Source organism: Monashia sp. HAY1-5C (assembly GCF_056755255.1).
Map to the genome: position 1 here is coordinate 1 of NZ_JBPGXG010000028.1, position 18,360 is coordinate 18,360.

16 protein-coding genes and 1 rRNA gene are annotated in these 18,360 nt (G+C 72.7%); all 17 read right to left on the reverse strand.

The window, feature by feature from the left end; translation table 11 throughout:
* Positions 1–388 (reverse strand): 16S ribosomal RNA (locus ACR9ZK_RS06440); the annotation flags it as partial.
* Positions 389–1,010: 622 nt separating this feature from the next.
* Entirely contained in the window at positions 1,011–2,273 is a 1,263-nt protein-coding gene (gene tyrS / locus ACR9ZK_RS06445) for a tyrosine--tRNA ligase (protein ID WP_481341064.1), read from the reverse strand.
* A gap of 100 nt (positions 2,274–2,373) precedes the next feature.
* Positions 2,374–3,060 carry a DNA-3-methyladenine glycosylase gene (locus ACR9ZK_RS06450; protein ID WP_481341065.1) on the reverse strand — a complete coding sequence of 229 codons (687 nt, stop codon included), beginning with the start codon at positions 3,058–3,060 and terminating at the stop codon, positions 2,374–2,376.
* Positions 3,061–3,063: 3 nt separating this feature from the next.
* Positions 3,064–4,533: an argininosuccinate lyase gene (argH, locus tag ACR9ZK_RS06455; protein ID WP_481341066.1), complete on the reverse strand. Its 1,470-nt coding sequence runs from the start codon at positions 4,531–4,533 to the stop codon at positions 3,064–3,066.
* Positions 4,534–4,582: 49 nt separating this feature from the next.
* Positions 4,583–5,068, reverse strand: coding sequence for an arginine repressor (gene argR, locus ACR9ZK_RS06460; protein ID WP_481341067.1), 486 nt, complete (start codon positions 5,066–5,068; stop codon positions 4,583–4,585).
* Positions 5,065–6,261, reverse strand: a complete 1,197-nt coding sequence (locus tag ACR9ZK_RS06465) for an acetylornithine transaminase (RefSeq protein ID WP_481341068.1) — start codon at positions 6,259–6,261, stop codon at positions 5,065–5,067. Before ACR9ZK_RS06465 ends, argR begins: the two co-directional genes overlap by 4 nt.
* Positions 6,258–7,253: an acetylglutamate kinase gene (gene argB, locus ACR9ZK_RS06470; protein WP_481341069.1), complete on the reverse strand. Its 996-nt coding sequence runs from the start codon at positions 7,251–7,253 to the stop codon at positions 6,258–6,260. The genes ACR9ZK_RS06465 and argB overlap by 4 nt, the downstream gene beginning before the upstream one ends.
* Positions 7,250–8,428 (reverse strand): bifunctional glutamate N-acetyltransferase/amino-acid acetyltransferase ArgJ, encoded by a 1,179-nt coding sequence (gene argJ, locus ACR9ZK_RS06475; protein WP_481341070.1) that lies wholly within the window; start codon positions 8,426–8,428, stop codon positions 7,250–7,252. The genes argB and argJ overlap by 4 nt, the downstream gene beginning before the upstream one ends.
* Positions 8,425–9,465, reverse strand: coding sequence for an N-acetyl-gamma-glutamyl-phosphate reductase (gene argC, locus ACR9ZK_RS06480; RefSeq protein WP_481341071.1), 1,041 nt, complete (start codon positions 9,463–9,465; stop codon positions 8,425–8,427). Before argC ends, argJ begins: the two co-directional genes overlap by 4 nt.
* 43 nt (positions 9,466–9,508) lie before the next feature.
* On the reverse strand, positions 9,509–12,067 hold the full coding sequence (pheT, locus tag ACR9ZK_RS06485) for a phenylalanine--tRNA ligase subunit beta (RefSeq protein WP_481341072.1): 2,559 nt from the start codon (positions 12,065–12,067) through the stop codon (positions 9,509–9,511).
* 4 nt (positions 12,068–12,071) lie between these two features.
* Positions 12,072–13,181, reverse strand: a complete 1,110-nt coding sequence (pheS, locus tag ACR9ZK_RS06490) for a phenylalanine--tRNA ligase subunit alpha (protein WP_481341073.1) — start codon at positions 13,179–13,181, stop codon at positions 12,072–12,074.
* A 95-nt stretch (positions 13,182–13,276) separates the two neighbouring features.
* The gene (locus ACR9ZK_RS06495) at positions 13,277–14,404 is read right to left on the reverse strand and encodes a sensor histidine kinase (protein WP_481341074.1); all 1,128 of its coding nucleotides are present in this window, start codon (positions 14,402–14,404) and stop codon (positions 13,277–13,279) included.
* A 38-nt stretch (positions 14,405–14,442) separates the two neighbouring features.
* A complete protein-coding gene (locus ACR9ZK_RS06500; RefSeq protein ID WP_481341075.1) occupies positions 14,443–15,246 on the reverse strand; it encodes a TrmH family RNA methyltransferase in 804 nt (267 codons plus the stop codon).
* Positions 15,247–15,283: 37 nt separating this feature from the next.
* Entirely contained in the window at positions 15,284–15,670 is a 387-nt protein-coding gene (rplT, locus tag ACR9ZK_RS06505; RefSeq protein ID WP_481341076.1) for a 50S ribosomal protein L20, read from the reverse strand.
* A 92-nt stretch (positions 15,671–15,762) separates the two neighbouring features.
* On the reverse strand, positions 15,763–15,957 hold the full coding sequence (gene rpmI, locus ACR9ZK_RS06510; RefSeq protein ID WP_481341077.1) for a 50S ribosomal protein L35: 195 nt from the start codon (positions 15,955–15,957) through the stop codon (positions 15,763–15,765).
* A 96-nt stretch (positions 15,958–16,053) separates the two neighbouring features.
* The gene (gene infC, locus ACR9ZK_RS06515) at positions 16,054–16,671 is read right to left on the reverse strand and encodes a translation initiation factor IF-3 (RefSeq protein WP_481341078.1); all 618 of its coding nucleotides are present in this window, start codon (positions 16,669–16,671) and stop codon (positions 16,054–16,056) included.
* Between the two features lie 332 nt (positions 16,672–17,003).
* Positions 17,004–18,326: an MFS transporter gene (locus tag ACR9ZK_RS06520; RefSeq protein ID WP_481341079.1), complete on the reverse strand. Its 1,323-nt coding sequence runs from the start codon at positions 18,324–18,326 to the stop codon at positions 17,004–17,006.
* Between the last annotated feature and the right edge of the window lie 34 nt (positions 18,327–18,360).

Consider the following 18,360-nt stretch of genomic DNA (forward strand, 5'->3'; position numbering starts at 1 on the left):
ATCAGGCTTCCGCCCATTGTGCAATATTCCCCACTGCTGCCTCCCGTAGGAGTCTGGGCCGTGTCTCAGTCCCAGTGTGGCCGGTCGCCCTCTCAGGCCGGCTACCCGTCGTCGCCTTGGTGAGCCACTACCTCACCAACAAGCTGATAGGCCGCGAGCCCATCCCAGACCGAAAAACTTTCCACACGGTAGAGATGCCTCTCCGTGTCATATCCGGTATTAGCTCCGGTTTCCCGGGGTTATCCCAGAGTCTGGGGCAGGTTACTCACGTGTTACTCACCCGTTCGCCACTGATCAGGCCAAGCAAGCTTGACCGTCACCGTTCGACTTGCATGTGTTAAGCACGCCGCCAGCGTTCGTCCTGAGCCAGGATCAAACTCTCCGTTGATGTTCAAACAAACCCACGAAGGGCCAAACTGATCCAGGCTGAGCCGAACAACCAGCACAAAATACTGATCGTCGTTGTCAACCAAAGAAATTTCTTCATCCAAGGAACCAGCCACCCACGACCACAACAGTCACAAGCACACGCCAGCCCCTCGAGACGAGGTAAATAGGCATCGATTTTTGACACGCTGTTGAGTTCTCAAGAATCAGACACACACCATCAACCACACCCACACGCGCAGGCCCGGCCTCCGGGGCAACCCTTCAAACTTACCCGCTCCGGCGGACCCGGTCAACTCGGGCGCTGCTCCGTGGAGACGTGCACCCGGGCCTCATCAGGTCTCGGCGGGACCCTGTGAACGAGCCACCACCACGTGGTGTTCCGTCCACCGGGAGCCAGCCCCGGGACCGTCCAGCTTCGCGGTCGAAGTGCTCGATCGCGGTGGCGTCCGTTCCTCCCTGTCGGGCTGACGAAGAGAACAGTAGCCCGCCCCGTGGGCGGAACACAAATTCGTGCGCCCGGAAGGCGCCAGAAGGCCGGATCTGTCTGCCGCCCAAGAAGATCCGGGCCTCTGCGCACCTCTACGGGCCTGGTGCCGGCCCCCGGTGGGGCCCGGACGCAGTCAGCCCGTGCGTCGGGCGGCGGCCAGGTTGCGGCGCCCGCGCTTGAGGACCGCCACGTCCCCGTGGAGGAAGTCGTCCTCTCCCAGCACGAGCTCGGGGTCGGACACCTTGGCGTTGTTGAGGGAGGCACCCCCCTCGGCGATCGCGCGGCGGGCGGCGTTGCGGGACTCGACGAGCCCGACGGCGACCAGCGCGTCGACCAACGACTCGCCGACCCGTACGTCCGCCGACGGCAGCTCGGAGGTCGCGTCCTTCAGCGTCGACGCGTCGAGCGCAGCGAGGTCGCCCTTGCCGAAGAGCGCCTCGGACGCCGCCTGCACCGCCTCGGTGGCCGCGGCCCCGTGCACGAGGGTCGTGACGTCGGCGGCGAGCACCCGCTGCGCCGCCCGGCGGAAGGGCTCCTCGGCGACCTGCCGTTCGAGCTCGGCGATCTCGTCACGCGTGCGGTCGCTCAGGGCCTTGAGCATCGCCACCACGGAGGCGTCCTCGACGTTGAGGAAGTACTGGTAGAAGGCGTAGGCGCTGGTCATGTCGGCGCTGAGCCAGACCGCGTTGCCCTCGGACTTGCCGAACTTGCGCCCGGTCGAGTCGACGAGCAGCGGCGTCGCCAGGGCATGGACCGAGGCGCCCTCGACCCGGTGGACGAGGTCCACGCCGGCCGTGATGTTGCCCCACTGGTCGCTGCCGCCGATCTGCAGGGTGCACCCGCGGCTGCGGTACAGCTCGAGGTAGTCCAGGGCCTGCAGCATCTGGTAGCTGAACTCGGTGTACGAGATGCCCTGGTCGCTCTCGAGGCGGCGGGCCACGGCCTCCTTGCGGATCATCTGGTTGACCCGGAAGTGCCGTCCGACGTCGCGCAGGAAGTCCAGCGCGCTCAACGGCGCGGTCCAGTCGAGGTTGTTGACCAGCTGCGCCGGGTTGTCGCCGTCGAAGTCGAGCAGCGGTCCGACGAGCTGCTGGATGCGCGCCACCGACGCCGCGATGGTGTCCTTGTCCTGCAGGACCCGCTCGGAGTCGGGCTTGGGGTCGCCGATGAGCCCGGTGGAGCCCCCGACCAGGCAGATGACGCGATGACCGGCCGCCTGCATCCGCCGGAGCACCGACAGCTGGACGAAGTTGCCGAAGTGCAGCGAGGGCGCGCTCGGGTCGAAGCCGCAATACACCGTGATCGGCCCGTCGGCGAGGCTCTGACGCAGCGCCGCCTCGTCGGTGGACTGTGCCACCAGGCCGCGCCACTGCAGCTCGTCGAAGATGTCGGTCACGGGTATCGGTTCCTCTCGTTAGCGTGCGGGCCCGGTGCCCACGCGCACAGCCTGCCCTACGCCCACGGCCGGGGGCGAGCGGGTTGCCGCCCGTCCCACATCACGGCCGACGGCGCCGCACCACGCCGGGGCGGTACGCCGAGACCGTCGGCTCGTCGGCGAGCCAGAAGCGCCAGGGGAACACCTCGCCGTCGCCACCCGGGCCGCTGACACCCACGCGTGGGCCGGTGCGGATGCGCCCGGGGTCGGTCGGGCAGACCGGTGCGCGCACGACGAGGTCGACCGGGTCGCCGATCGAGGGACGGCAGAAGTCGCGTCCGGTCTCCGCCGCACCGAGAGCGAGAACCTGGCCGAGGCGTCCCGGTCCGCGCGCCCAGTCCCGCTCCCGCTGCCCGACGCGTCGGGCCGCGGCGACCTCGTGACCGGCGAGGACCTGCCCCGCCCGGAGCAGCACCGCCGACGCGGACCCGTGGTCACCGGCGACGAGGTTGGCGCACCAGTGGTGGCCGTAGGTGAAGTAGACGTAGAGGAAGCCCGCCGGACCGAACATGACCTCGGTGCGCGGTGTCGGACCCCGGAAGGCGTGGGAGCCGGGGTCGACCTGCCCGGCGTACGCCTCGACCTCGGTCAGGCGCAGCGTCACGCCGGCGTGCGTGACCGTGCAGCCGAGCAGGGCGGGGGCCACCTCGAGCACCGGCCGCTCGAAGAAGGAGCGCGGCAGGCGCTCCCCCGCCCACGCGTCGCAGGAGGGCTCGGCAGGGGGCGTCGGCGTCGGGTCGGCACTCACCCGTCAGACGCTAGCCGCCGTCCACCCGCGGGCGGCGGTGAGGCGGTCGCGGGCCGCGGCGAGCTGCTCCGCCACCCGGACGGGCGCGGTGCCACCCACGGCGTCGCGCGAGGCGAGCGACCCCTCCACCGACAGCACGGAACGCACGCCCGGCGTGAGGTGCTCGCTGATCGCGGCGAAGTCCTCGTCGGTGAGGTCCCACAGCTCGATGTCGCGCTCCTCGCACACGCGGACGCAGGTCCCGGCCACCTCGTGGGCGACGCGGAAGGGCACGCCCTCCCGGACGAGCCACTCGGCGATGTCGGTGGCGAGCGCAAAGCCCTGCGGCGCGAGCGACGCGAGACGGTCCGTGTTGAACGTGAGGGTGGCCACCATGCCCGAGAACGCGGGCAGGAGGACCTCGAGGGTGTCGACGGCGTCGAACACGGGCTCCTTGTCCTCCTGCAGGTCGCGGTTGTACGCGAGCGGCAGCGCCTTGAGTGTCGTCAGCAGGCCGGCGAGGTCGCCCACGAGCCGGCCCGCCTTGCCGCGGGCCAGCTCGGCGACGTCGGGGTTCTTCTTCTGCGGCATGATGCTCGACCCGGTCGAGTATGAGTCGTGCAGCGTCACGAAGGAGAACTCCTTCGTCGCCCAGATGACGACCTCCTCGGCGATCCGCGACACGTCGACGGCGGTCATCGCCGCGACGAAGGCGAACTCGGCCACGACGTCGCGCGAGGCGGTGCCGTCGATGGAGTTCTCGACCGCGCGGCCGAAGCCGAGGTCCCGGGCGACGGCCTCGGGGTCGAGGCCGAGGGAGGAGCCGGCCAGGGCCCCCGACCCGTAGGGCGAGGCGTCGGCCCGGGCGTCCCAGTCCCGCAGCCGGTCCACGTCGCGCAGCAGCGCCCAGGCGTGGGCGAGCAGGTGGTGGCTCAGCAGCACCGGCTGGGCGTGCTGCAGGTGGGTGCGCCCGGGCATCGGCACGCCGTGGTGCCGGTCGGCCTGGGCCACGAGCGCCTCGACGACGTCGAGGACCAGCCCTCCGACGACGCGCGCGCGCTCGCGCAGGTACATCCGGAACAGCGTCGCGACCTGGTCGTTGCGCGAGCGCCCGGCGCGCAGCCGACCGCCGAGGTCCGTGCCGACGCGCTCGATCAGGCCTCGTTCGAGCGCCGTGTGCACGTCCTCGTCGTCGACGGCGGGCACGAAGGCACCGGAGAGGACGTCGGCCTCGAGGCGGTCGAGGCCCTCGAGCATGCCGGCCAGGTGCTCGTCGGAGAGCAGCCCCGCTGCAGAGAGCACCCGCGCGTGCGCCCGGGAGCCGGCGATGTCGTGCGGCGCGAGGCGCCAGTCGAAGTGGGTGCTCTTCGACAGGGCGGCGAGGGCCTGGTCGGGCCCCCCGCTGAACCGGCCGCCCCAGAGGCTGACGCGGCCCTCGGCGCCCTCGCCGGCCTCGGCCTGCTGCGGCGTGCTGGGGGTGGCGTCGGTCGGCATCGGGTCCTCCTGGGAGTGGGTGGTGCGGGTACGGGGCGGCGCGACGCGGTCAGTCGCGGGTGCCGGCCAGGGCGAGCAGCCGGTCGGCGACCGCGAGGGCGCGCCGTGGGCCGTCGGTGACGATCATGATCGTGTCGTCGCCGGCGATGGTGCCGACGACGTCGGGGTCGCGCGTCTGGTCGATGGCCGAGGCGAGGTAGTTGGCGGCGCCCGGCGGGGTGCGCACGACGACGAGCTGGCCGGCGGCCGTCGCCGACACGAGCAGCTCCTCGCACGTGCGACGCAGACGGGCTGAGGCCGAGTCGCCCAGCGACCCGACGGCGGCCACCTCGCCGCCCTCGCCGGGCACGGCGTAGACGAGGGCTCGGTCGCGGCGCACCTTCACCGCGCCGACCTCGACGAGGTCGCGCGACAGGGTCGCCTGCGTCACGTCGATGCCGTCGGCGACGAGCAGGTCGGCGAGCTCACCCTGGCTGTGCACCGGGTGCTGACCGAGCAGCTCGATGATGCGGCGCTGGCGCTGGGTGCGGCTCACGGCGCCGCCTCGCGCGCGGCGGCGAGGACGGCGGGCAGGTCGTCGAGGAAGCCCTGCAGCTCGGTCTCGGTGATGACGAGCGGCGGCGCCAGGCGCAGGGCCGTGGGGGTCACCGCGTTGACGATGTACCCGGCCTCCCGTGCCGCGGCCATCACAGCCGCGGACGGGACGCCGTCGAGCTCGACGGCCCGGAGGAGGCCGCGACCGCGAGTCCCGCGCACGCCGGGGACGTCCACGGTGTCGAGGAGGGCACCGACCCGCCGGACGTTGCCGAGCAGGTCGTCACGCTCGATGGTGTCGAGCACGGCGAGCCCGGCCGCGCACGCGAGCGGGTTGCCGCCGAACGTCGTGCCGTGCTGGCCGGCCGACAACAGCGTCGTCACGTCGGTGCCGAAGGTGACGAGCGCGCCGATGGGCACGCCACCCCCCAGGCCCTTGGCGAGCGTCATGGCGTCGGGGAGGATGCCGGAGCGCTGGTGGGCGAACCAGTCGCCGGTGCGGCCGATGCCGCTCTGGATCTCGTCGAGGACGAGGAGCGCGCCGTGCGCCGTCGTCAGCTCGCGGGCCAGGCGCAGGTAGTCATCGCCCAGCTCGCGGACGCCGGCCTCGCCCTGGACCGGCTCGAGGACCACGGCGGCCGTGCGGGCGTCGACGACGGCGCGCAGGGCCTCCGCGTCGCCCGGCGGCACGAAGACGACCTCGGGGATGAGCGGCTCGAACGGGGCCCGGTAGGCCTCCTTGTGAGTCAGCGCGAGGGCCCCGGTGGAGCGCCCGTGGAAGGCGCCCTCCAGCGCGACGATGCGCGTGCGCCCGGTCCGCCGGGACAGCTTCACCGCGGCCTCGGTGGCCTCGGTGCCGGAGTTGGCGAAGAAGACGCCGGAGCCCTCGGGCGCGCGGGAGAGCGCGAGGAGCCGCTCGGCGAGGAGGATCGCCGGCTCGGACGTGAAGAAGTTCGAGACGTGGATCGCCTGCTCGGCCTGCTTGGCGACGGCCTGGACGAGAGCCGGGTGCCCGTGCCCGAGTGCGTTGACGGCGATGCCGGACAGCAGGTCGAGGTAGCGGTTGCCGTCGACGTCGGTGACCCAGCAGCCGTGACCCGAGGCGAGGACGAGCTGGGGCGTGCCGAACACCTGGACGAGCGCGCCGGCGTACCGGTCCAGCAGCTGCCGCCCTGTCTGGCCGCCGGTGCTCATGCCCCGCTCCCCTCGGTGTCGGCGGACGAGCGGATGTCGGGCAGGACCATCGTTCCGATCCCCTCGTCGGTGAAGATCTCGAGCAGGATCGAGTGCGGTGCACGGCCGTCGACGACGTGCGTCTGGGGCACGCCGCCCTCCACGGCGCGGATGCACGCCTCGAGCTTGGGGACCATGCCGGCATCGACGCGGGTCAGCAGCTCCCGCGCAGCGGTGAGGTCGATCGTCGACAGGAGCGAGCTGCGGTCGGGCCAGCTGGCGTAGATGCCCTCGACGTCGGTCAGGACGACGAGCTTCTCCGCCTGCAGGGCCACCGCGATCGCGGCCGCTGCCGAGTCGGCGTTGACGTTGAGCACCTGGCCCTCGACGTCGAGGTCGGGTGCGACGGTCGACACGACGGGCACGCGGCCGGCGTCGAGGATGTCGAGGACCGCAGAGGGGTTGACGCTCTCGACGTCGCCGACGAGCCCGAGGTCGACCTCCTCGCCGTCGACGAGGGTGCTGCGGCGGCGTGCCCCGAGCAGCCCGGCGTCCTCGCCGGACAGGCCCACGGCGATGGGGCCGTGCTGGTTGAGCAGCCCGACGAGCTCGCGCCCGACCTGGCCGGTCAGGACCATGCGGACGACGTCCATGACCTCGGGCGTCGTGACCCGCAGGCCGCCGCGGAACTCGCTCTCGAGGCCCACCCGGTCGAGCATCGCCTTGATCTGGGGCCCGCCGCCGTGCACGACGACCGGGCGCAGGCCGGCGTAGCGCAGGAAGGCGACGTCCTCGGCGAAGGCCTTCTTCAGCGTGTCGTCGACCATGGCGTTGCCGCCGTACTTGACGACGACCAGGGCGCCGCGGAACCGCTCCAGCCAGGGCAGCGCCTCGACGAGGGTGGTGGCCTTGCCCGCGGCGACGCGCAGCGAGGCGGCGTCGATGAGTCCGCGCAGGTTGCGCTGGGCCGGGTTGGCGTGGCTTGCGGGGCTGGCGGCGCTGGTACGGGTCATGTGCTGTAGGCCGAGTTCTCGTGGACGTAGTCGTGCGTGAGGTCGTTGGTCCACACCGTCGCGGTGTCGGTGCCGGCGTGCAGGTCGACGAGCACGTGCACCTCGCGGGGCGTGAGGTCGACGAGGGACCGGTCCTGCCCGACGCCACCGGCGCGGCAGACCTGGACGCCGTTCATGGCGACGTCGAGCGCGGCCGGGTCGAAGGCAGCACCGGTGGTGCCGACGGCGGCGAGGACGCGTCCCCAGTTCGGGTCGTTGCCGAACACGGCGCACTTGAAGAGGTTGTTGCGGGCGACCGCACGGGCCACCTCGAGGGCGTCCTCGACCGAGGCGGCCCCCTGGACCTCGATCGCGATGTCGTGGCTCGCGCCCTCGGCGTCGCCGATGAGCTGGCGGGCGAGGTCGGAGCACACCGCGGTCAGGGCGCCCGTCAGGGCGGCGGTGTCGACGCGGACGCCGGAGGCGCCGGAGGACAGGACGACGACGGTGTCGTTGGTCGACATGCACGCGTCGGAGTCGATGCGGTCGAACGAGACGCTCGTGGCCGCGCGCAGGGCGGTGTCGAGGTCGGCCGGGTCGACGACCGCATCGGTCGTGACGACCACGAGCATCGTGGCGAGCGCGGGCGCGAGCATGCCGGCCCCCTTGGCCATCCCCGAGACGCTCCAGCCCTCCCCCCGGTGCGCGGCGACCTTGTGGACCGTGTCGGTCGTCATGATCGCGACGGCGGCGGCCTGGTGCCCGTCCGGGCTCAGAGCGGCCGCCGCGGCGTCGACCCCGGGCAGGAGCTTGTCCATCGGGAGCAGCTCGCCGATCAGACCGGTGGAGCAGACGACGACGTCGCCGGCCGACACGCCGACCGCTGCGGCCACGTGCTCGGCGGTGCGGTGGGTGTCGAGGAAGCCCTGGGCACCGGTGCACGCGTTGGCGCCGCCGGAGTTGAGGACGACGGCGTCGACACGTCGGTCGGCCACGACCTGACGCGACCACGTGACCGGCGCCGCCTCGACGCGGTTGCTCGTGAAGACCGCGGCGGCGTGGTGGTCGGGTCCGTCGTTGACGACGAGGGCGACGTCGGGGCGGCCGCTCGCCTTGAGCCCCGCGGTGACGCCGGCGGCGCGGAACCCCTGCGGGAGCCGCACGGGCGCCGGGTTGGGCGAGGCGGTGGCCGTCACGGGGCCACCCCCGCGACGGGCAGCCCGAGCGTCTCGTCGAGACCGAGGGCGAGGTTGGCGCACTGGACGGCGGCACCGGCCGTGCCCTTGGTGAGGTTGTCGACCGCGGAGACGACGACGACTCGGCGCAGCCGCTCGTCGACGGTCACCTGGAGCAGGACGTTGTTGCTGCCGACGACGCTGCCGGTCGAGGGCCAGGTGCCCTCCGGCAGCAGGTGCACGAACGGCTCGGACGCGTAGGCCTTGTCCCAGGCCTCGCGGACCGATGCGGGATCGGTGCCGGGCACGAGCCGCGCCGTGCAGGTGGCGAGGATGCCGCGCGGCATGGGGGCGAGCGTCGGGGTGAACGAGACGGTCACGGGGGTCCCGCCGGCGCGGCCGAGGTTCTGCTCGATCTCGGGAGTGTGCCGGTGCAGCCCGCCGACGCCGTAGGGCGACATGGCGCCCATGACCTCGCTTCCGAGCAGGTGCGGTTTGAGCGACTTGCCTGCACCCGAGGTGCCCGAGGCGGCCACGACGATGACGTCGTGCGGCTCGAGGATCCCCGCGGCGAAGCCCGGCGCCAGCGCGAGCGAGATGCCCGTCGGGTAACAGCCCGGTACGGCGATGCGCGTCGCGCCGGCCAGTGCGGCGCGTTGCGTGCCGACGGCGAGCGGAAGCTCGGGCAGGCCGTAGGGCCAGGAGCCGGCATGCGGGGTGTCGTAGAACGTGGTCCAGGCCTCGCCCGACTCGAGCCGGTAGTCGGCACCGCAGTCGATGACGACGACGTCCTCGGGCAGGGCCGCAGCGATGGCCGCGGAGTGCCCGTGCGGCAGGGCGAGGAAGACGACGTCGTGCCCGCCGAGCGTCTCCGGCGTCGTCGGCTCGAGAACCCGGTCCGCGAGGGGGGTCAGGTGCGGGTGAACGCCCCCGAGCCGTTCACCCGCACTGCTGGCCGCCGTGACGGCCCCGACCTCGATCTGCGGGTGCGCGAGCAGGAGCCGGAGGATCTCGCCTCCGGCGTAGCCGCTCGCACCCGCCACTGCTGCCCTGATCACGATGCATGACTATACACCGAGATGCATACTTCTGCATCCAAGGTCAGCGCTGGACGGCTCCCGTCGCCGCCGCCGCCGCGGCGACCGCCGCGTCGCGGAAGGCGTTGACCTCCTCCGTCGTCAGCGTCCGGTCGGCGGCCCGGAAGGTGAGCCGGTACGCGAGGGACCGGTGACCGGGCTCGACGTGCTCGCCCTCGTAGACGTCGAACAGCGCGATCGACTCGAGCGCGTCGCCCGAGCCCGAGCGCAGCGCCTGCTCGACGTCGACGGCCGCCACGTCGGCGGCCACGAGCAGCGCGACGTCGGTCAGCGCCGGCGGGAAGGTCGAGAACGCGGCCGCCTGGACCGGCTCCTCGCTCGCAGCCGTCAGGACGTCGACGTCGATCTCGGCCGCCACCGTTCGCGCCGGCAGGTCGAGGGCCGCCAGCACCTTCGGGTGCAGCTCACCCGCATGACCGACGAGCGTGCCGTCGGTCAGGGTGATCCGGGCGCACCGCCCGGGGTGCCATGGCGCGTGGTCGGCGTCGTTGGCGACGTGGACGGGCACCGCGAGCGCGGACGCGACCGCCTGGACGGCCGCGACCATGTCGCTCCAGTCGGCGGCGCGGCCCGGGCCCCACCACCCGGCGAGCTCGGCCTGCCCGGTGGCGACGACGGCGGCCCGACGCGGCTGCGGCGGCACGGCGGCATAGAGGTCCTCGAGCGTCGCGTCGTCCGGACGCGCCCCGACCGCCGGCACCGGTGCCTTCGCGAGGGGGCCACCCGGGCGGAAGACGAGGCCGACCTCGTAGAGGGCGACGTCCTTGTGGCCGCGGGCGACGTTGCGGCGCAGCACGTCGACGAGGCTGCCGAGGACGGTGGTGCGCAGCAGCGGCCGCTCCTCCGACAGCGGGTTGGCCACCCGCACGGCCTGGCGGCGGTCGTCGTCGGCCGGCAGGGCGAGCTGGTCGGACAGCTCCTCGGCGACGAACGGGTAGCTGAGCACCTCGGTGTACCCGGCTCCGGCGAGCGCGTCGGCGACGAGCCGGCGGGTGCGCTGGGCGTGGGTCAGGCCTCGACCCCGGGAGGGTGTCGGCGTCAGGGACGGGATGTTGTCGTACCCGTCGATCCGCGCGACCTCCTCGGCGTAGTCGGGCGCGTCGACGAGGTCGGGACGCCACGACGGCGGCGTGACGAGCACGTGGACGTCGTCGGCGCCCTCACCCTGCTCGTCGACGACGCAGCCGAGGTCGCGCAGGATCTGCACGACCCGCTCGCGCGGGTACTCGATGCCGACGATGCGTCCCGGCTCGGTGACGTCGAGCAGGTAGGGCTCGCGGTCCGTGGTCGCGTCGAGGTCGGTGACCCCGGCGTCGAGGGTGCCGCCACCGAACCGGACGAGGAGGTCGACGGCCAGCTGCGCCGCCGCCGCCGTGACCTTGGGGTCGACGCCGCGCTCGAACCGCTTGGACGCCTCGGTGACGAGGCGGTGCCGTCGCGAGGACCGCGCCACGGTGGTCGGGTCGAAGTGCGCGGCCTCGACGAGGACGTCGGTCGTCGTGGCGTCGACCTCCGAGGAGGCCCCGCCCATGACGCCGGCGATGGCGAGCGGGCGCTCGCCCGAGTCGGTGATGAGCAGGTCCTCGGGCGACAGGGTGCGCTCGACGTCGTCGAGGGTGCTCAGCGACTCCCCCGCCCGGGCCCGGCGCACGACGATCGGGCCGTGCAGCTTGGCCAGGTCGTAGGCGTGCAGCGGCTGCCCCACCGCGAGCATGACGTAGTTGGTGACGTCGACCGCGAGCGAGATGGGCCGCATGCCGACCTGGGTCAGGCGCCTCTGCATCCAGGGCGGCGACGGGCGGGTCGGGTCGATGCCGCGGACGACCCGAGCCACGAAGCGGTCGCAGCCGACGACGCCCTCCAGCGGCTCGTCGTCCTCGACGCGGACCGGGTGGCCCGCCTCGTTCGCCGCGGGCACCGGCACCGCGGCGGGGTCGCGGAAGCCCCCGGCCGGGCTGCCCTGGCTGTGCCAGAACTCCCGGGCCAGACCCCGCACCGAGAAGCAGTAGCCCCGGTCCGGCGTCACGTTCGTCTCGACGGTCTCCTCGGCCAGGCCGAGCAGGGCGATGGCGTCGTCGCCCGGTCGCACCTCAGCGGCTCGCTCGGCGCCGAGCAGCCGCTCGAGCACGATGATGCCGCTGTGGTCGTGGCCGATACCGAGCTCGTCCTCCGCGCAGATCATGCCGTTGGACACGTGGCCGTACGTCTTGCGGGCGCTGATGTGGAAGCCGCCGGGCAGCGTGGCCCCGGGAAGCACGACGACGACGAGGTCCCCGACCGCGAAGTTGTCGGCGCCGCAGACGATCTCCTGGTGCTTGCCCTCGGAGACCATCTGCCCGTTCTGGCCGACGTCGACGGTGCACCAACGGATCGTCTTGCCGTTCTTCTGCGGCTCGTCGACGAAGTCGAGGACGCGGCCGACGACGAGCGGGCCGGTGATGTCGCCGCCGTGGAGGTCCTCCTCCTCGAGCCCGACGCTGACGAGACCGGCCGCGACGTCGGCGCCGGTGGCGCCCGCGGGCAGGTCGGTGTACTCGGCGAGCCAGCTCAGTGGCATGCGCATCGGGTCAGGCCCCCATTCCGAACTGCTGCGAGAAGCGGACGTCGCCCTCGACCATCTCGTGCATGCCCTGCACCCCGTGGCGCAGCATCAGCGCGCGCTCGATGCCGAGCCCGAAGGCGAATCCCGAGTAGACGTCGGGGTCGATGCCGCACGTGCGCAGCACCTTGCGGTTGACCATGCCCGACCCGCCGAGCTCGATCCAGCCGGAGCCACCGCACGTGCGGCACTGCTGCGGCGTGCCCCAGGTCTCGGCCCCGTGGCAGGCGAAGCAGAGGAAGTCGGTCTCCATGCTCGGCTCGGTGAAGGGGAAGTAGTTGGCGCGCACCCGGGTGCGGGTGTCCTCGCCGAACATGATCCGCACGAACGCGTCGAGGGCGCCGCGCAGGTGGGCCATCGTCAGGCCCTTGTCGATGGCGAGGCACTCGATCTGGTGGAAGACCGGGGTGTGCGTCGCGTCGAGGTCGTCAGTGCGGAACACCTTGCCGGGCGCGACGACGTAGATCGGCGGTTCCTGCTCGAGCATCGTGCGGATCTGCACCGGCGAGGTCTGGGTGCGCAGCACGAGGCCCGAGTCGACGGGGTCGAGGAAGAAGGTGTCCTGCATCTGCCGTGCCGGGTGGTCCGGCCCGAGGTTGAGCGCGTCGAAGTTGAGCCACTCGCTCTCGAGCTCGGGCCCCTCGGCGACCTCCCAACCCATCCCGACGAAGGCGTCGACGAGGCGCTGGGCCGTCAGCTCGATGGGGTGGCGCGCGCCCACCGGACGCCGCACCGCCGGCACGGTCACGTCGACGCGCTCCTCGACGAGGATGCGCTCGTCACGCTCGGCCTCGAGCTGGACCTGCCGCGCGGCGACAGCCTGGGCGATGCGGCCGCGGGCCTGCCCGACCCGCTTGCCGGCCTCGGCCTTGGCGCTCGGTGGCAGCGCCCCGATCTCGCGGTTGGCCAGCGCCAGGGCGCTCTTCTCCCCCTGGTGGGCGGTGCGCACGGCCTTGAGGTCGTCGAGCGAGCCGGCCGCGGCGATCGCGGCGAGGGCCTCCTCGACCGCGGCGTCGACCTGCACCGGGTCGAGGGCGGAGACCTCGACCGGGTCGTAGTTCGTGTTGGGTCCGGACATCGGCGTGCGTGCTGCTCTCGCTCGGGGGGTCGCTTCTGGGCTGCCAGTCTAGGGGCGGCGTCGAACGGGTTTCCGCGCCGTCCCGCGGGGCCGCGTCAGGGCCCGACGACCGCCGGCAGACCCGCAGGCAGGCGCACGACGAACCGGGCCCCGCCGGCCTCGTTGTCGGCGACGTGCACCGTCCCGCCGTGGGCCTCGACGAGCCCACGCACGACGTAGAGCCCGAGGCCGGTGCTCGCGTTCGAGGGGCCGTGCCAGAACCGCCCGAACACCTTGTCACGGTCGGCCGGCGCGATGCCGTCACCCTCGTCGTCGACGTGGACGACGAGCGACTCGACCGTCTCGTCGCGGGGTGCCCCGTCCCTCTCGAGGGTCACGGTGACCTGCCCGGCCCCGTGCCGCAGGGCGTTCTCGATGAGGTTGAAGAAGATCTGCTCGAGGCGGTCGACATCGGCCCACAGCTCCGGCAGCCCGCGCTCGCTGGCAGTCGGGCCGAGGCGCAGGGCCACGGCACCGGGTGCCCGGCCGACCTCGTAGCGTGCGACGTGGCCGCGCAGCAGGGCCTGCAGGTCGACGGGGCCGAGCCGCAGGTTGAGGCTGTCCGAGTCGAGCCGCGAGATGTCGAGCAGCTCGGTGATGAGCCGGGTCAGGCGCGTCGCGTCGGACTCGATCGTCTCGATCATGAGGCGCTTCTGCTCGTCGGTGAACCGGTCCCACCGCCGCAGGAGGCTGCTCGTGAAGCCCGTGACCGACGTCAGCGGCGCCCGCAGCTCGTGGGCGACGGTCGACAGGACCGTCGCCTGCTCTCGCTCGGCGCGCTGGCGGGCCTCGGCGTCGCGCAGACCGAGCATGATCCGCTCGATCGTGCCGCCGCCGTCCCGGACGTAGCGGGCCGTCACGAGGACGTCATGGCCTGCCGGGGCCACGAGGAGCTTCTCGCGGTGACCCGTGCGTGACCCCAGCCCGCCCCACGGGTCGGTGTGCTCCCACCAGGGCCGGCCGTACTTGTCGGTGAACGGCAGACCCTCGTCGAGCGTCCGACCGGTCAGCTCGTCGGGCGTGCACTCGAGGATGCGCGCCGCCTCCGCGTTGACGAAGCGGATGCGACGGTCGGGCCCGACGACGACGAGACCGTCCGGCAGCAGCTCGCCCATCAGGGCGACGGGGGCCAGGGCGTCGGCGGACCGGGGCAGCTGGTCGCCGGAACCGTCGACGCTGGTCATGGAGCGAGGATAGTCACGGGCGGCCCGCCGGTGCCCGGTCAGTGACCCGTGCGTCGCGCCTCGGCCGACGCGTAGAGGCACACCGTGGCAGCCATCGCGAGGTTGAGCGACTCGGCCGCACCGTAGATCGGCACGCGGACGACGTCGTCGCAGGCGTCGCGGACCTCGGCCGGCAGGCCCCAGGCCTCGTTGCCCATGACCCAGGCGTGGGTGCGGCGCAGGTCGGCGTCGTGCAGCAGCGTCGGGCCGACACCGTCCGCGGCGAGCAGCGCCACCCCGCGGGCGCGCAGCTCCGAGATGACCTCGGTCACCGGCACCCCGACCACGACGGGCAGGTGCCACAGCGAGCCGACGGTCGAACGGACCACCTTGGCGTTGTAGACGTCGACGCTCGCGTCGCTCACGACGACGGCGTGCGCGCCGGCCGCGTCCGCCCCGCGGATGACGGTTCCGGCGTTGCCGGGGTCGCGCACGTTGGTCAGGACGCAGACGAAACCGCCGTCGGGGACGCGGCCCAGCGCGTCGGACAGCGGCACGTCGACGGTCCGGCACACGGCGGCGAGGCCCTGCGGGGACTCGGTGTCCCCCATGGCGGCGAGCACCTCCGGGCTGACCTCGTGCACCCGGACCTGTGCGGCGCGCGCGGCCTCCACGATGGCCCCGTGGCGGTCGGCGGCCTCCGGTGTCACGTAGACGTCGCGGACAGTGTCCGGGCGGTGGTTGACCGCCTCGCGGACCGCCTGGGGGCCCTCGGCGAGAAACTGGCCGGTGCGCTCACGGACCGAGCGCCGGGACAGCGCCCGCACCGCCTTGACCCGATCGGATCGGGGGTTGGTCAGCACGGGGTGTCCCGGCGCTCGGGTGCGCTGCGGGGGACGCTCAGGCGGCGTCGCCGGCCTTGTCGGCCGCGGCGGGGACGTTGGCCCGCGAGAGCTCGACGAGGGCGGTGAAGGCCGGCGCGTCGTTGACGGCCAGGTCGGCGAGGATCTTGCGGTCGACCTCGACCCCGGCGGCCTTGAGGCCCTGCATGAACCGGTTGTAGGTCATGCCGTTGGCGCGGGCCGCGGCGTTGATGCGCTGGATCCAGAGGCGACGGAAGTCACCCTTCTTGGCGCGACGGTCACGGTAGGCGTAGCCCAGCGAGTGGGTGACCTGCTCCTTGGCCTTGCGGTAGAGACGCGACCGCTGACCGCGGTAGCCGCTCGCGCGCTCGAGAACGACGCGACGCTTCTTCTGGGCGTTGACCGCCCGCTTCACGCGTGCCACGTGAACACTCCTTCTTTACTTGAACACACTTCGGTGTTGCTGGCGTGACCGAGACGACCCGGCTGCTCAGCTGATGCTGTGGGGGTCCCGGCTCACTTGCCGAGGAGCTTCTTGACCTTCTTGGCGTCGGGAGCGGCGACCTCGACGTCGCCGGCGATGCGGCGGGTGTAGCGCGAGGACTTGCGCTCGAGCAGGTGACGGCCGCCGGCCTGCTCACGCATGACCTTGCCCTTGCCGGTCAGGCGGAAACGCTTCTTCGCACCGCTGTGCGTCTTCATCTTCGGCATGGTGGCCGATCTCCTTCGTGTTGCGTGCGTACGTGAGGCGTACGTCGTCCGTGGTGCGGCGGGCTCCGGGAGCCCGCCGGGAGTCCGGACCGCCGGTCACTCGGCGGCGGCGGTCTCGCTGGTCTGCTCGCTGGTCTGCTCGGTCGTCTGCGCGGCGGGTGCCTCCGGCGCGGCCGTGGCGGCCTCGCCCTCGGCGGGGGTACCGGCCCGGTCCCGGGCTCGTCGCTGCTCGGCGCGGGCCTCGGCCTTCTTCTTCGTCGGTCCGATCACCATGATCATGTTGCGGCCGTCCTGCTTCGGCGCCGACTCGACGTAGCCGAGCTCGGCGATGTCGTCGGCGAGACGCTCGAGCAGGCGGCGGCCGAGCTCGGGGCGCGACTGCTCGCGACCGCGGAACATGATCGTCACCTTGACCTTGTCGCCGGCCTTGAGGAACCGCTCGACGTGGCCCTTCTTGGTGCCGTAGTCGTGCGGGTCGATCTTCGGACGGAGCTTGATCTCCTTGATGACCGTGTTGACCTGGTTCTTGCGGGCTTCCCGTGCCTTCATGGCGGCTTCGTACTTGAACTTGCCGAAGTCCATGAGCTTGGCGACCGGCGGCTTGGCCATGGGGGCCACCTCGACGAGGTCGAGGTTCGCCTCCTCGGCCAGACGCAGCGCGTCCTCGACGCGCACGATGCCGACCTGCTCACCGTTGGGGCCAACCAGACGCACTTCCGGGACCCGGATGCGCTCGTTGATGCGAGGCTCGCTGATGTGGTGCTCCTAAGTTCGATGACTGGTGTGACCTGCGGGAACTGCTCTGCTGGTGCCTGACCCGGAACGAGAAAAGGCTCCTCGTGGGTGCACGAGGAGCCCTGGGTCACGCGGGCGGTGCCGTCACCGGCACCGCACACGGCTCGCCGGTGCCGACCGCACAGCCGTGCGGCGACGCTCCGTCGAGCGGACCTGGGACCCGGCGACCTGCTGGTCGTCGCGGGTGGAAGCGAGCTTCTCTTGCACGTCGTCCCCGCTCCGGCCCGGAGGCACGAGGCGTGGACGACTGGTCAGTGCTCAAGGGTAGCAGCCGGGACGCCCGGTACCGAATCGACGCCGGGCGCGACCGCGGCGCGGGTGCCCGCACCACCGCGCCGACCCCTGGCGCGTCCGCGGGGCGCGAGGGCCCCGGCGAGGGCGACGACGACGCCGATGGCCGACACCGAGAGGAACCCCCACTGCCAGCCTGCCCGGTCGATGGCGAACCCGGCGATGGGCGCACCGAGCGCGGAGCCGGCCGTCATGGCCGAGCCGTGCCACCCCATCATCTCCCCGCGGTGCCGCTCGGGCACGAGGCGGCTCAGCTGCTCGACGGTCGCGGTGATGGTGGGCGCGCAGAGGACACCGCACACCGTGACGAGGACGGCGAAGGCCGGGACCCCGGCGGCGAGGGCGACCGGCGCCGTGGTGGCCGCGAGGCCGGCGAGCAGCCAGAACACCGAGACCGACCGGTGCCAGGCGCCGTAGACGAGGCCACCGACGAGCGACCCGAGACCCCACAGCGCCAGGACCCAGCCGATGGACGCGGTCGAGCCGAACGTGCGCAGGGCGGCGACGACCGACACGTCCGTGCCGGAGAGCACGAGCGTCGAGCACGCGGCTGCGAGCAGGACGGCGGCGACGGGCAGCGTCACGAAACCGGGCAGCCCGAGCCGTCCGACGGAGGCGCGCCCGCCCGCCTTGGGCACGCCGGCGTCACCCGCCGCCCGGGCTTCGTCGTCGGCGGGCTGGGCCTCGGCCGGGCCCGTCGGCGTCGACGTCAGGGGCGGGTTGACGAGCCACAGGACGAGCCCGGCGGCGACCGAGGCCATCTCGCAGACGAAGAGCGCCCACCCGGTGTCCCACGACGTGGCGAGCCAGACGCCGATGGCCGGGCCCGCCATGAAGGACAGCTCGGTGGCCGACGAGTCGAGCGACAGGGCGGTGCGGCGCTGGTCGCTCGGCACCGACCGGATGATGACCTGGCGGAGGATGGAGAACGTCGGCACGACGAACAGCCCGGCGAGCGCGGCGAGGCCTACGAGCGGGGCGTAGTCCACCCAGGGCGCGATCGACCAGCAGACGACCTGGACGACCAGCGAGGGGCCGACGGTGCGACGCAGGCCGATCCGGTCGAGCAGGCGACCGCGCCACGGGCCCGAGACCGCGACGGCGACCGTGGAGGCGGCCGAGACCAGCCCGGCCGCGCCGTAGCTGCGCCCCAGGCTCGTGACGACGTGCAGCGTGAGGATGACGGCGCCGGCCCACATCGGCACGCGGATGAGGAAGCCGAGCAGCAGCGCGCGTCGGGTGTCGCGGTCGGCGAGCACCGGCCCGTACTTCCGGAGGTCCATGTGGCCAAGACAACCACCCGCCGCCGACAGCTCG